This is a genomic window from Enterobacter cloacae complex sp. P27C (assembly GCF_014895705.1).
GTDB lineage: Bacteria > Pseudomonadota > Gammaproteobacteria > Enterobacterales > Enterobacteriaceae > Enterobacter > Enterobacter bugandensis.
On sequence record NZ_JADBQB010000004.1, the window covers coordinates 96491 to 109805 of the forward strand.

Consider the following 13315-nt stretch of genomic DNA (forward strand, 5'->3'; position numbering starts at 1 on the left):
CGGTAGCGGCCGATACTCTTCTTTTATGCCCAGAAATATCTCGCTACCGGAAATAATATCATGCTTAAAACGCTATCGATTCGTACCGGCTTGCTCTCTTTACTGGCCGTTATGACCCTTCTGCTGCTGATTGTCAGCGGCATCGGCATTTATGCCCTCACACAGAGTTCTTCCTCACTGCAGCGCATTAATCACCTTCAGGGTGAGCAGATGGTGCAGCTGAACACCGGCTATACGCTGATCCTGCGCGCACGCAATGAGGCGGGTCAGGCCGTCCGCATGATGGAAATCGGCATGCTGGACGATGCGGCCAAAGCGGTAAAAAACATCAATCAGGAAGTCGCCCTGGCCCGGAAAACGTTAAAAGGCGTGATTGACGGCGGCGTGGCTGACGAACAGGGGCAGCAGCTCCTCGACAAAGTCGCGGCCAGCCTGGCGACGTATAACCAGCAGGGGATCGGCCCGATGCTGAAAACCCTGAATGACCAGAGCGCAGACAGCTATTACGATCTGCTGGAGAACACGCTGATTCCGGTGGCGAAGCAGTTCGATAACGACATGCAGGCGTTTCAGAAATGGAGCGAAGCGCGAGGTCAGGCGGAAGTGCGTGCCGTACAGGCGAGTAAAACCCGCGTGCTGATCCTGATTATTGTCGCTGCGCTGCTGACGGCGGGCATTATCGTGCTCGCCTGGCTGGCGCTGCGCCATATGCTGCTCAAGCCGCTCTCGGCGTCGATTGCTCAGCTGGAGAACGTGGCAGCGGGCGATTTAACCCACACGCTGAATGCCCCGGCGAGCCAGGAGTTTAACCGCCTCAACGCGGCGATAGAGGAGATGCGTCAGTCGCTGATGAGCTCGGTTCTGCGGGTTCGCGATGCCAGCTCGCAAATTGATACCGGCAGCCGCGAGCTGACGGCGGGGAACCGGGATCTTGCCGAGCGCACCGAATCCACCGCCACGTCGCTGGAGCAGACCGCCGCCAGCATGGAGCAGATCACCGCCACGGTGAAGCTTAACGCCGACAACGCCGAGCAGGCGCACCAGCTGGCGAAGTCTGTTTCCGACACCGCCGATCACGGCAGCGAAATGGTCTGCTACGTGATTGAAAAAATGCGCGATATCTCCGGCAGTTCGGCGCGCATCGCCGACATCCTGAGCGTGATTGACGGTATTGCCTTCCAGACCAACATTCTGGCGCTTAACGCCTCCGTGGAAGCGGCGCGCGCGGGCGAGCAGGGGCGCGGGTTTGCCGTGGTCGCGGGTGAAGTCCGCAACCTTGCCAGCCGCAGCGCCGACGCGGCGAAAGAGATCCGCTCTCTGATCGGCGATTCGCAGGCCCACGTTAACGAGGGCAGCGAGCTGGCCCAGCAGGCGGGTGAAACGATGGATGAGATTGCCACCGAAGTGCTGCGGATGACCAAACTGATGCGTGAAATTGCCACCGCGTCTCAGGAGCAGAGCCGCGGCATCGAGCAGGTGAATATTGCGGTGAACCAGATGGATGAAACCGCGCAGCAGAATGCGGCGCTGGTGCAGCAATCCTCCGCCGCGACCCGCTCCCTTGAGGAGCAGTCGCGTCAGCTGATGGAAGCCATGTCATCATTTAAAGTGACGGCTCAGACTGCGGCATAATATTTCCCAGCCCCGGTGCGTTCTGTGCCGGGGATTTATTTCTCGCGGAATTTATCGCCGCAATATTATCGTGAATATCACCCATTAATAATTCCAGCGAGCTGGTTAACGCTAACGCTTTTTCAGTCGGCTCGAGATATAAACCTTTGCGGAAAAATAACGGCTCATCAAACAGTTGATTAAAACGCTTCAACGCCAGGCTCACCGCAGGACGGGACATCTCCAGGCGCAAAGAGGCTTTTGCCATACTGCCGCAGCGGACGACTTCAATAAATACAGGGATAAGATTTAAATCAATGCCGGTATTAGCCCGGGAATAATTTTTCATTGCAATTCTGCTCCAGGAAATAAATGTCAAACTGTTATGGAAATAATGCAGGAGCAGGGGTGAAGATTAAAGCGTGATTTTTATAAACACTTATACGGTAAAATATATAAATGTGTTGGGGAGCCAGACTGGCTCCCCGGGAGAGATATTACGCGTCCGGGTACTCACGGATAAAACGTTCAACGTCTTCAACCATATGGTTGTTGCCAACGAAGAACGAACGACGCTGGTGAAGGCTTTCCGGCACGATGTCCAGAATACGCTGTTTACCGTCGCTCGCCTTGCCGCCCGCCTGTTCGGCCAGGAACGCCATCGGGTTGCATTCGTACAGCAGGCGCAGCTTCCCGTCCGGGTGGCTGGCGGTGCTTGGGTAGAGGTAGATACCGCCCTTCAGCAGGTTACGGTGGAAATCCGCGACCAGAGAGCCAATGTAGCGGGACGTGTAAGGGCGCTGGGTCGCTTTATCTTCTTCCTGGCAGAATTTGATGTACTTCTTCACGCCGTTCGGGAACTTGATGTAGTTGCCTTCGTTGATGGAGTAAGTGCTGCCTTTCTCCGGGAAGCGCATACGTTCCTGACACAGGCAGAAGACGCCCAGCGACGGATCGTAGGTAAAGGCGTGAACCCCGCATCCGGTGGTGTAGACCAGCATGGTGGACGAGCCATAAACGACGTAACCGGCCGCAACCTGGTTACTGCCCGGCTGCAGGAAATCTTCCTCGGTTACCGGCGTACCAACAGGCGTGACGCGGCGGTAGATGGAGAAAATGGTACCGACAGAAACGTTAACGTCGATGTTGGAGGAGCCGTCGAGCGGATCCATCAGTACGACGTATTTCGCGTGTTCACACCCTTCGAAAACAACAATTTCATCTTCTTCTTCGGAGGCGATACCCGCAACGATGTCGCGCGCGCGCAGTGCAGCTTTCAGTTTTTCATTTGCGAACAGATCGAGTTTCTGCTGAACCTCGCCCTGAACGTTCTCGGCACCGCTGGCACCCAGGATATCGACCAGACCGGCCTTGTTGATATCACGGTGGATGATCTTAGCGCCCAGCTTTATTGCCGACAGCAAAGCAGTGAGTTCACCCGTAGCATGAGAGAACTCGTGCTGCTTTTCGACAATAAATTCACCTAACGTTTTCATAACACTTTCCCTGCATCTTTGTGAGTAGAGCGATTGTATGTTCACTAAAACGACTAAAGCCCAACAATCTTAACAAATATTCAAATAGTAGCGCAGAGGTGAATCGCGCCAGCAACATACGGATTTACCTGAAATGCGTTTCACAGCCGCTAACATGTGAGTAAAATGTGCGCCACATTAAAGAAGGATAGTGACGTATGCGCATTCATATATTGGGGATTTGTGGCACTTTCATGGGCGGACTGGCAATGCTGGCGCGCTCGCTGGGCCATGAAGTGACAGGTTCGGACGCCAATGTGTATCCGCCGATGAGCACGCTTCTGGAGAAACAGGGCATCTCTTTAATTCAGGGCTACGATGCCAGCCAGCTGGATCCCGAGCCGGATCTGGTCATCATTGGCAACGCCATGACCCGCGGTAACCCGTGCGTTGAAGCGGTGCTGGAACGCAATATTCCGTTCATGTCCGGCCCGCAGTGGCTGCATGATTTCGTGCTGCGCGACCGCTGGGTGGTTGCCGTAGCCGGTACCCACGGCAAAACCACCACCGCCGGCATGGCGACCTGGATCCTCGAAGCCTGCGGCTACAAGCCGGGCTTCGTGATCGGCGGCGTGCCGGGTAACTTCGACGTCTCTGCGCGTCTCGGCGACAGCCCGTTCTTTGTGATTGAAGCGGATGAATACGACTGCGCATTCTTCGACAAGCGTTCCAAATTCGTGCACTACTGCCCGCGCACGCTGATCCTCAACAACCTTGAGTTTGACCACGCGGATATCTTTGACGACCTGAAAGCCATTCAGAAACAGTTCCACCACCTGGTGCGCATTGTTCCGGGCCAGGGCCGCATTATCCTGCCGGAGAACGACATCAACCTGAAGCAGACCCTGGCGATGGGCTGCTGGAGCGAGCAGGAGCTGGTGGGCGAGCAGGGCCACTGGCAGGCGAAAAAACTCAACGCGGATGCCTCCGAGTGGGAAGTACTGCTCGACGGTGAGAAAGTGGGCGAGGTGAAGTGGGGCCTGGTGGGCGAGCACAACATGCACAACGGCCTGATGGCGATCGCCGCGGCGCGCCACGTGGGCGTGCTGCCTGCGGATGCGGCCAATGCGCTGGGGACGTTTATCAACGCCCGCCGCCGCCTGGAGCTGCGCGGCGAAGCGAACGGCGTGACGGTGTATGACGATTTCGCGCACCACCCAACGGCCATTCTGGCGACGCTTGCCGCCCTGCGTGGCAAGGTTGGCGGCACCGCGCGCATTCTGGCGGTGCTGGAACCGCGCTCGAACACCATGAAAATGGGCATCTGCAAAGACGACCTCGCGCCGTCCCTGGGACGTGCCGACGAAGTCTTCCTGCTGCAGCCGCAGCATATTCCGTGGCAGGTGGCTGAAGTGGCCGACGCCTGCATTCAGCCTGCGCACTGGAGCGCGGACGTGGATGTCTTAGCGGATATGGTGGTGAAAGCCGCACAGCCTGGCGACCACATTCTGGTGATGAGCAACGGCGGGTTCGGTGGGATCCATCAGAAGCTGCTGGACGGTCTGGCGAAGAAAGCCGCGGCCGCAGAGTAAAAAAAGCCCGGTGGCGCTAGCGCTTACCGGGCCTACATTATCTCTTCTCCCTCTCCCCTTTGGGGTGAGGGGCTTACTCTGCGTTTTCAGACAGCTCGCGCAGATACTGGAAAATCAGACGCGCGGATTTCGGCGGCTTATTCCCCTCTTTCTCTTTCTTCGCGTTGCGGATCAAAGAACGCAGCTGCTGGCGGTCGGCATCCGGCCACAGGTTCAGCACTTCCGGCACCGCATCATCACCCTGTTCAATCAGACGATCGCGGATCTGCTCCAGCTTATGGAACAGCGCAACCTGCTGGTTGTGGCGGTTTTTCAGCTTGTCCAGCGCCTGACGGATCGGATCCACGTCGCGCTGACGCAGCATTTTACCGATAAGCTGAAGCTGGCGACGACGGCCTTCTTTCTTGATTTTCTGTGCCAGTTCAATGGCATCACGCAGATCCTGGTCGAGCGGGATCTTATCCAGCGCGTTTTTACCCAGTTCTACCATTTCTGCGCCAAGCTGTTTTAACTCTTCGGCGTCACGTTTAATTTCACTTTTACTGACCCAGATGATCTCATCATCTTCGTCTTCGATGTCATCACCGGGAACGTCGTCGAGCCAGTCTTCGGGCTGCTTAGTCATGTCAGGCTCCTTAAAAAAAGAGGCTAATGTTACCAGTTAAGACGCGCACTGAAAAACGGTTCTCTGTTAGACTTCACTTAACTCTCTCTTACAGTATGGCATTTGCGATGAAAGTAACCTCACAAGTTGAAGCGCAGCGTAAGATTCTGGAAGAAGCCGTCTCCACCGCGCTGACGCTCGCTTCAGGTAAATCAGATGGCGCCGAAGTGGCGGTCAGCAAAACCACTGGCATTAGCGTGAGCACCCGCTATGGCGAAGTGGAGAATGTAGAATTTAACAGCGATGGCGCGCTTGGGATCACGGTGTATCACCAGAACCGCAAAGGCAGCGCGTCGTCCACCGATCTCAGCCCGGATGCCATCGCCCGCACGGTGCAGGCGGCGCTGGATATCGCCCGTTACACCTCTCCGGATCCTTACGCAGGCGTGGCGGATAAAGATCTGCTGGCGTTTGACGCGCCGGATCTCGATCTGTTCCACCCGGCTGAAGTCACGCCGGATGAAGCGATTGAGCTGGCCGCGCGCGCCGAGCAGGCGTCTTTGCAGGCTGACAAGCGCATCACGAATACCGAAGGCGGCAGCTTCAACAGCCACTACGGCATCAAAGTTTTCGGCAACAGCCACGGCATGCTGCAGGGCTACTGCTCCACCCGTCACTCGCTTTCAAGCTGCGTGATTGCCGAAGAGAACGGCGACATGGAGCGTGACTACGCCTACACCATTGGCCGCGCGCTGGGGGATTTGCAGTCTCCTGAGTGGGTGGGCAAAGAGTGTGCCGAACGCACGCTGTCTCGCCTGTCGCCGCGTAAACTCTCCACCATGAAGGCCCCGGTCATTTTTGCCAATGAAGTGGCGACCGGCCTGTTTGGTCATCTGGTGGGCGCTATCGCGGGCGGCTCGGTGTACCGTAAATCGACCTTCCTGCTCGACTCGCTGGGCAAGCAGATCCTGCCGGAGTGGCTGACTATCGAAGAACATCCGCACCTGCTGAAAGGGCTGGCCTCCACGCCATTCGACAGCGAAGGCGTGCGCACGGAACGCCGCGATATTGTTAAAGACGGCATTCTGACCCAGTGGCTGCTGACCAACTACTCCGCACGCAAGCTGGGGCTGAAAAGCACCGGGCACGCGGGCGGGATCCACAACTGGCGCATTGCCGGTCAGGGCCTGAACTTCGAGCAGATGCTGAAAGAGATGGGCACCGGTCTGGTGGTCACCGAGCTGATGGGCCAGGGCGTAAGCGGCATCACCGGCGACTACTCTCGCGGTGCGGCAGGCTTCTGGGTCGAAAACGGCGAAATTCAGTATCCGGTGAGTGAAATTACCATCGCCGGAAACCTGAAGGACATGTGGCGCAATATCGTTACGGTCGGTAACGATATTGAAACACGTAGCAATATACAGTGTGGTTCTGTATTACTGCCGGAAATGAAAATCGCCGGCCAGTAATACCCGAAAAGCGTTTTAATAATAAAAAAGGAAGTGAGCAATGCGTAAACACCTGTTAGCGATCGTCGCGGCTTCAACGCTGGTTCTTGGCTCTTCTGCGTTTGCTGCCGATCTCGAAGACAACATGGACATCCTCAGTCAAAACCTGAAGGTAGTGCAGAAAACGGACAATGCGGCGGAAATGAAAGGCGCACTGACCAAAATGCGTGAAGCGGCGCTGGACGCGCAAAAAGCGACGCCGCCAAAGCTGGAAAGCAAAGCGGCAGACAGCGCAGAGATGAAAGACTATCGCCACGGCTTTGATGTGCTGGTCGGTCAGATCGACGGCGCGCTGAAGCTGGCTAACGAAGGCAAAGTGAAGGAAGCCCAGGCGGCGGCCGACCAGTTTGTGGCGACGCGCAACACGTATCACAAGAAATACCGTTAATTGGGTGCCTGAGCTGTACGTCCTTCCTCCGTATGCGGAGGCGCACTAAGCGCCCCCGCATCCTTGCTCCCTACTGGCCGGAGCGACAATCCATCCGCGCTGTCACTTCAAGCGAGCCGTTTCGAAAACGGATCTCGCACAGTGTTTTCCTCGTCACCAGCGTTAAGATGATTATTGTCAAAGCAACAATCATCGAAACCCGGATAATTGGGGATTGGCGTTTCATGGATGCCTCCTTGCTTTAAAGCGGGCGAGGTAGCGAACTCCACGGTCGTGACGTGTCGTTTCGAGCCCCCGCCCTGATTTTCTATCAGGCGGGGCTTTCCACTTTCCGTCCCATGCCTGAGACGGTCAGTCTCAAGCACCCGCAGCCACTCTAGCGAATCCCCATAAGAAAACCTTATCCACGTCACATTTCTACGAGCCTGCTCGTAAACTTTTCCACTCCGCTTACCTGTTTAGTGCCGCTTAATAGCGTGATATTCATCACGTAAATGCGGCCGTTAATCCAGATTCACCATATTTATGTGGCACAGATCACTGCTGCGGCTCGCCTTTCCACTTCGAAGTGGAAAACAACTCGCTACAAACCCTTCACGCCCAACGTTAGTTTTATTCCAGAGCCATTAACGGGGTAAGACGAGTGATTAACGGAGCGGTAATGAACGACGTTGGGGAACAGGCGGTGCAAACAGAACAGCTCGCGAACACCATGCTGCAGCAGGTTTATGCCCTGCTGGCCCGGCACAACATCATCCCCAATGCGGTACAGGAGCAGATGCTCACCTCCCACGTTCGCGCAATGGCGCACCGGTCCGTGACCGGCGAGCCGCTGCCGGAGGTTGAAGCAGAGCTGTTCGACGAAATTTCACCAGATTCAATGCAGCTTGCCCGTGAAGTGGTGGCGCAGTTTGGCAACCTTCCTGATGAAGAGGCCTGGCTGCTCTCCGTTCACTTTGAAGTCGCGAAAGACAACCTTTAAGGAGCAACACATGGAACAGATTACAGTCGTGATTGGCGATCGCCTGGGTAAAGGTCAGAAAGTGGCTGCGGGTGTGGAAAAAGCAGGTGGACGCGCAGTGGTTGTGCCGGGCATGGCGGCGGACATGAAGCTCGGCGACGTAATGAAAGCGGAAAACGCCACCTTCGGCATCTCCTTCTGCGGCAGCGGCGGCGCGGGCGCCATCACCGCCCAAACCAAATATGGCTACAAGGCCAAATACGGCATGCGTTCCGTGGAAGAGGGCGTGACCGCCATCAACGAAGGCTGCAACGTGCTGGGCTTTGGCTTTATGGATAAAGAAGAGCTGGGCGAGCGTCTGGTGCAGGCGTGGCAGAAGAAATACGGCGCATAAGCATGAAAGAACAGTTCACAACCACGGTGAGAGTGAAGGGGAAGGGCGACGCCAAAGCGCGCGCCTTTGCCGACGCCCTCAACCACGTTCAGGCCGCGGTGATGAAAACCTCACCGCATATCTTACTGCGTATTGAGCCACAGGATGTGCAGGTTGTTCAGGCGCAAGAAGCGGTGCGTAAAGAAGCGTTTCTGTTCTTCTTTTTGCGCCGGGAAAGACGCACCTACAGCGTGGAGCTGGATGTGACCGTCAACGTGACCGCCATCAATCTTGACCGGGTGGATTTCGTCACGCAACGCTGATTATTCATAAAAGGGCAGACTGATGTTCTTAATTATATTAATAAAATCGCTCATCATTGGCGGCCTGGTTGGCGTCGGTGTCGGAGCCGGGGCTGCACGCATGTTTCATGCGCCTACCACTCAGGGTATGGGCGCGTTTCGTACGTTGGGGGAACTGAACTCCTGTGAAGGGGATCCGGCGTCCCACTTCTCCTTTGGGTTAGGTTTCTTCTTTAACGCCTGGGCCTCTTCCGTGGCTGCAGGTGCCTTCACACAGGACGTTGACCACCGCATCATCCCGAACTGGGGTGCTGCTGCACTGATGATCAAAAACCGTAACGTCGGCGAAACGCTGCACGATCCCCGCAAAATGGCGATTGCCTGCGGCGTGATTGGCATGCTCGTCGTCACCTTCCTGAACCTGACCGCCTCCTCCGTGCCGGCAGCGCTTCAGGTTACCGCCGTGAAGGTGCTGGTGCCTGCCGCGAACCTGCTGGTTAACACCGTGATGCCGGTGATCTTCTGGCTGGCGGCCATCGACGCGGGTAAAAAATCGGGCTTCTGGGCCACCATCTTTGGCGGCGCGGCGCAGCTGATCATGGGGAACGCCGTACCGGGTCTGGTTCTCGGCATCCTGATCGGTAAAGGCGTTGAGGAGAGCGGCTGGAACCACGTCACCAAAGTGATGATGGCGGCGATCGTGCTGCTGTTCGTGTTGAGCGGCTTCTTCCGCGGCTTCGACATGAAGATGATCGAATCCTTCCATCTGACCGTGCCGAACTGGCTCGACATGATCCACAACTCGCTCAGCGGTAAATAACAGGAGCCTCTAAATGGAACAGAATAAAGGTTTTTGGTATGCCGACTGGTCGTTCCCGATCTTCGTTGGCCTGCTCTCCTCCGGCGTCTTCGCCGGGACGCACATGTACTACCTCTACGGCATCGGCGCGTTTAACGAAGTGGCCTTCGTGGCGATGCTGAAAGCGGGCATCGATACCGGCGTCTACGGCGCGGTGGCGGCGTTCGGCGCGAGCTTCCTGTTCGCCCGCATTATTGAAGGGTCGCTGGTGGGTATTCTCGACATCGGTGGGGCGATCCAGACCGGCGTGGGCCTCGGCGTACCGGCGCTGCTGCTGGGCGCGGGGATCATGTTCCCGGTGACCAACTTCATTGCCTCGCTGATTACCGGCCTGGTGATTGGTCTGGCGATTGGCTACGTCATCATCCTGGCGCGTAAGTTCACCATCAACCAGAGCAACTCCACCTACGGCGCAGACGTGATGATGGGCGCGGGTAACGCCTCCGGCCGCTTCCTCGGGCCGCTGATTATCCTCAGCGCGATGACCGCCTCCATTCCAATCGGCGTCGGTTCGCTGGTCGGCGCGCTGCTGTTCTACATCTGGCAGAAGCCGATTACCGGTGGCGCCATCCTCGGCGCAATGATTTTGGGATGGCTGTTCCCGGTCGCCCTTTAATACCCGCGGGCGCTCCGGCGCCCGCCCTATCAGGAGATCCTCATGTTTGATTTACTCCTGCGCCGTGCGCGCCTCGCCGACGATACCCTGACCGATATCGCCATTCAGGACGGGAAGATCGCAGCGACGGGCGAAATTGACGCTCCCGCCCGTAAAACGGTTGAGCTTAACGGTGACGTGTACGTTAGCGCGGGCTGGATTGACTCCCACGTTCACTGCTACCCGAACTCACCGATTTACCACGACGAGCCGGACAGCGTGGGCATTGCCACCGGCGTTACTACCGTGGTGGACGCGGGCAGTACCGGGGCCGACGACGTGGACGATTTTTATGAAATCACCCGTAAAGCCTCCACCGACGTCTTTGCCCTGTTGAATATCTCCCGCGTGGGGCTGATTGCCCAGAACGAACTGGCCAACATGGCAAACATTGACGCCGATGCGGTGAAGCAGGCGGTGAAGCGCCACCCTGATTTTATCGTCGGCCTGAAGGCGCGCATGAGCAGCAGCGTGGTCGGTGAAAACGGCATTACGCCGCTGGAGCGCGCCAAAGCCATCCAGAAAGAGAATGGCGACTTGCCGCTGATGGTGCACATCGGCAATAACCCGCCGAACCTCGATGAAATCGCCGAGCTGTTAAGCTCCGGCGACATCATTACCCACTGCTATAACGGCAAGCCTAACCGCATTCTGACGCCGTCCGGCGAGCTGCGCGCCTCCATCACCTCTGCCCTTAAGCGCGGCGTGCGTCTGGACGTCGGACACGGTACGGCGAGCTTCAGCTTTGAGGTGGCGAAACGCGCCATCGCGATGGGCATTCTGCCGCACACCATCAGCTCGGATATCTACTGCCGCAACCGCATCAACGGTCCGGTGGGCTCGCTGGCAAGCGTGATGTCGAAGTTTCTCGCCATTGGCATGTCATTGCCGCAGGTGATTGACTGCGTGACCTCGAACGCCGCCGACGGCCTGCGCCTGTCGCGCAAGGGCCGCATCCAGCCGGGTCTCGACGCCGACCTGACGCTGTTCACGATTAAACGCCAGCCAACGGTGCTGACGGACGCTGAAAACGACAGCCTGCAGGCTGAATATATTCTGGTGCCGCTTGCCGCGATCCGCGCGGGCAAGGGCTACATGACCGAACAAGGGAGCACGGAACATGCCTTCGATTTATGAGAAGTATAATTTAAAGCAGGTTATCAACACCTCTGGCCGCATGACGGCGCTGGGCGTCTCCACGCCGCGCCCGGAAGTAGTGCAGGCGGCGATGGACGGCATGAATCATTACTTCGAGATGAAGGATCTGGTCAATAAAACCGGGGAATACATCGCGAAGCTGCTGGATGTGGAAGGCGCGACGGTGGTCTCCTGCGCGTCGGCGGGCATCGCCCAGTCCGTGGCGGCGGTGCTGGTAAAAGACAGCGACTGGCTGCTGGAAAACCTGCACGTTACCCCTATCGAGAACAATGAAATCGTCCTGCCGAAAGGCCACAACGTTAACTTTGGCGCGCCGGTCGGCACCATGGTGGCGCTGGGCGGCGGCAAGCTGGTGGAAGCGGGTTATGCCAACGAATGTTCCGCCGACCAGCTGGCGGCGGCCATCACCCCGCGCACCGCGGCGATCCTCTACATCAAATCGCACCACTGCGTGCAGAAAAGCATGCTCAGCGTCGAGCAGGCGGCAGTCGTCGCACGTAAACACTCCCTGCCGCTGATCGTCGATGCCGCGGCGGAAGAAGATCTGCACGTGTACTACCGCTCCGGCGCGGATCTGGTGATTTACAGCGGCGCGAAAGCGATCGAGGGGCCAACCAGCGGCCTGGTGATCGGCAAAACCCAGTACGTTGAGTGGGTGAAGTGCCAGACGGCGGGCATTGGCCGCGCCATGAAGGTGGGTAAAGAGGGGATCCTCGGCCTGACCTGCGCCATCGAACACTACCTGACGGCCACCAAAGAAAGCGGTGCCGAGATGGTGGCGAAGATGACGCCGTTTATCGACGCGCTCAACACCCTGAACGGCGTCACCGCGCGCGTGGTCTGGGACAGCGCGGGTCGCGATATCGCCCGCACCGAAATTAAGTTCGACGAAGCCACCACAGGCGTCGGCACGGGTGACCTGGTGAACGCGCTCAAGCAGGGCGAATACGCCATCTATTTCCGTGGCTACAAGGCCAACGAAGGGATTATCGAAGCGGACGTGCGCAGCGTAAGTGCTGACCAGCTGAACATCGTCTACCGCCGCATTAGTGAAGTATTAGGACAGGAGAAAAACGCATGAAACTGACCCCAAATTTTTACCGTGATCGCGTCTGCCTGAACGTGCTGGCCGGCTCAAAGGCCAACGCCAGCGCCATTTACGAGGCGGCGGAAGGTCACGTGCTGGTGGGCGTGCTCTCCAAAAATTACCCGGACGTGGCGAGCGCGGTCGCGGATATGCGCGAGTACGCGGCGCTGATTGATAACGCGCTCTCCGTGGGCCTCGGCGCGGGCGATCCGAACCAGTCGGCGATGGTGAGCGAGATCTCCCGCCAGGTGCAGCCGCAGCACGTTAATCAGGTCTTCACCGGCGTGGCAGCGAGCCGCGCGCTGCTGGGGCAGAATGAATCGGTGGTCAATGGCCTGGTCTCTCCGACCGGTACCGTCGGCATGGTGAAAATCTCCACCGGCCCGCTGAGCAGCAAAGCGCCGGACGGCATCGTGCCGGTTGAAACGGCGATTGCCCTGCTGAAAGACTTCGGCGGCAGCTCGATCAAGTACTTCCCGATGGGCGGCCTCAAGTGCCGTGACGAATACCAGGCGGTGGCGGAAGCCTGCGCCCGTCACGACTTCTGGCTGGAGCCGACGGGGGGTATCGATCTGGAAAACTATGAGGCGATCCTGCAGATCGCCCTCGACGCGGGCGTGAGCAAAATCATCCCGCACATCTACAGTTCAATTATCGACAAAGCCAGCGGCGATACGCGTCCGGAAGATGTGCGTACGCTGCTGGCGATGACGAAGAAGCTGGTGAAGTAGAACTCACACAT

The 13315-nt window shown here is 57.7% G+C and carries 16 protein-coding genes; 12 read left to right on the forward strand and 4 right to left on the reverse strand.

Annotated elements, in window-relative coordinates; translation table 11 throughout:
• Nucleotides 1–60 precede the first annotated feature (60 nt).
• Entirely contained in the window at nt 61–1632 is a 1572-nt protein-coding gene (locus tag IM291_RS09215) for a methyl-accepting chemotaxis protein (RefSeq protein WP_155026588.1), read from the forward strand.
• On the opposite strand, the gene IM291_RS09220 is transcribed toward IM291_RS09215, so the two are convergent.
• Both IM291_RS09220 and fbp read right to left on the reverse strand, forming a co-directional pair.
• Complete coding sequence (locus IM291_RS09220; RefSeq protein WP_192986692.1) at nt 1604–1960, reverse strand: LysR family transcriptional regulator; 357 nt, start codon at nt 1958–1960, stop codon at nt 1604–1606. The genes IM291_RS09215 and IM291_RS09220 overlap by 29 nt on opposite strands.
• Nucleotides 1961–2108: 148 nt before the next feature.
• The gene (gene fbp, locus IM291_RS09225; RefSeq protein ID WP_028015293.1) at nt 2109–3107 is read right to left on the reverse strand and encodes a class 1 fructose-bisphosphatase; all 999 of its coding nucleotides are present in this window, start codon (nt 3105–3107) and stop codon (nt 2109–2111) included.
• A gap of 197 nt (nt 3108–3304) precedes the next feature.
• Between fbp and mpl the strand changes: the two genes are divergently transcribed.
• Nucleotides 3305–4678, forward strand: coding sequence for a UDP-N-acetylmuramate:L-alanyl-gamma-D-glutamyl-meso-diaminopimelate ligase (gene mpl, locus IM291_RS09230; protein WP_048999482.1), 1374 nt, complete (start codon nt 3305–3307; stop codon nt 4676–4678).
• Between the two features lie 73 nt (nt 4679–4751).
• Here the strand turns inward: mpl and yjgA are convergent, their stop codons facing one another.
• Entirely contained in the window at nt 4752–5303 is a 552-nt protein-coding gene (gene yjgA / locus IM291_RS09235; RefSeq protein WP_028015295.1) for a ribosome biogenesis factor YjgA, read from the reverse strand.
• Nucleotides 5304–5398: 95 nt separating this feature from the next.
• On the opposite strand from yjgA, the gene pmbA reads away from it, so the two are divergent.
• Together pmbA and cybC are read left to right on the forward strand one after the other, a co-directional pair.
• Entirely contained in the window at nt 5399–6751 is a 1353-nt protein-coding gene (gene pmbA / locus IM291_RS09240) for a metalloprotease PmbA (RefSeq protein WP_032644960.1), read from the forward strand.
• A 40-nt stretch (nt 6752–6791) separates the two neighbouring features.
• Nucleotides 6792–7178, forward strand: coding sequence for a cytochrome b562 (gene cybC / locus IM291_RS09245; RefSeq protein ID WP_028015297.1), 387 nt, complete (start codon nt 6792–6794; stop codon nt 7176–7178).
• A gap of 70 nt (nt 7179–7248) precedes the next feature.
• Here the strand turns inward: cybC and IM291_RS09250 are convergent, their stop codons facing one another.
• Nucleotides 7249–7404, reverse strand: a complete 156-nt coding sequence (locus IM291_RS09250; protein WP_041911460.1) for a Hok/Gef family protein — start codon at nt 7402–7404, stop codon at nt 7249–7251.
• Nucleotides 7405–7821: 417 nt separating this feature from the next.
• On the opposite strand from IM291_RS09250, the gene IM291_RS09255 reads away from it, so the two are divergent.
• The 8 genes from IM291_RS09255 to IM291_RS09290 are packed head-to-tail and all read left to right on the forward strand — an operon-like array spanning nt 7822 to nt 13304.
• Entirely contained in the window at nt 7822–8160 is a 339-nt protein-coding gene (locus tag IM291_RS09255) for a PRD domain-containing protein (protein WP_026080657.1), read from the forward strand.
• Nucleotides 8161–8170: 10 nt separating this feature from the next.
• Nucleotides 8171–8533 (forward strand): SFCGS family glycine-rich protein, encoded by a 363-nt coding sequence (locus tag IM291_RS09260; protein WP_023293430.1) that lies wholly within the window; start codon nt 8171–8173, stop codon nt 8531–8533.
• 2 nt (nt 8534–8535) lie between these two features.
• A complete protein-coding gene (locus IM291_RS09265; protein WP_048999484.1) occupies nt 8536–8835 on the forward strand; it encodes a DUF4312 family protein in 300 nt (99 codons plus the stop codon).
• Nucleotides 8836–8857: 22 nt separating this feature from the next.
• Nucleotides 8858–9634: a DUF4311 domain-containing protein gene (locus tag IM291_RS09270; RefSeq protein ID WP_023310182.1), complete on the forward strand. Its 777-nt coding sequence runs from the start codon at nt 8858–8860 to the stop codon at nt 9632–9634.
• Nucleotides 9635–9647: 13 nt separating this feature from the next.
• The gene (locus IM291_RS09275) at nt 9648–10289 is read left to right on the forward strand and encodes a DUF4310 family protein (protein WP_003856081.1); all 642 of its coding nucleotides are present in this window, start codon (nt 9648–9650) and stop codon (nt 10287–10289) included.
• A gap of 42 nt (nt 10290–10331) precedes the next feature.
• On the forward strand, nt 10332–11465 hold the full coding sequence (locus IM291_RS09280) for an amidohydrolase/deacetylase family metallohydrolase (protein ID WP_192986694.1): 1134 nt from the start codon (nt 10332–10334) through the stop codon (nt 11463–11465).
• The gene (locus IM291_RS09285; protein WP_192986699.1) at nt 11449–12567 is read left to right on the forward strand and encodes a DgaE family pyridoxal phosphate-dependent ammonia lyase; all 1119 of its coding nucleotides are present in this window, start codon (nt 11449–11451) and stop codon (nt 12565–12567) included. The genes IM291_RS09280 and IM291_RS09285 overlap by 17 nt, the downstream gene beginning before the upstream one ends.
• On the forward strand, nt 12564–13304 hold the full coding sequence (locus IM291_RS09290; RefSeq protein WP_041911457.1) for a KDGP aldolase family protein: 741 nt from the start codon (nt 12564–12566) through the stop codon (nt 13302–13304). The genes IM291_RS09285 and IM291_RS09290 overlap by 4 nt, the downstream gene beginning before the upstream one ends.
• Nucleotides 13305–13315 lie beyond the last annotated feature (11 nt).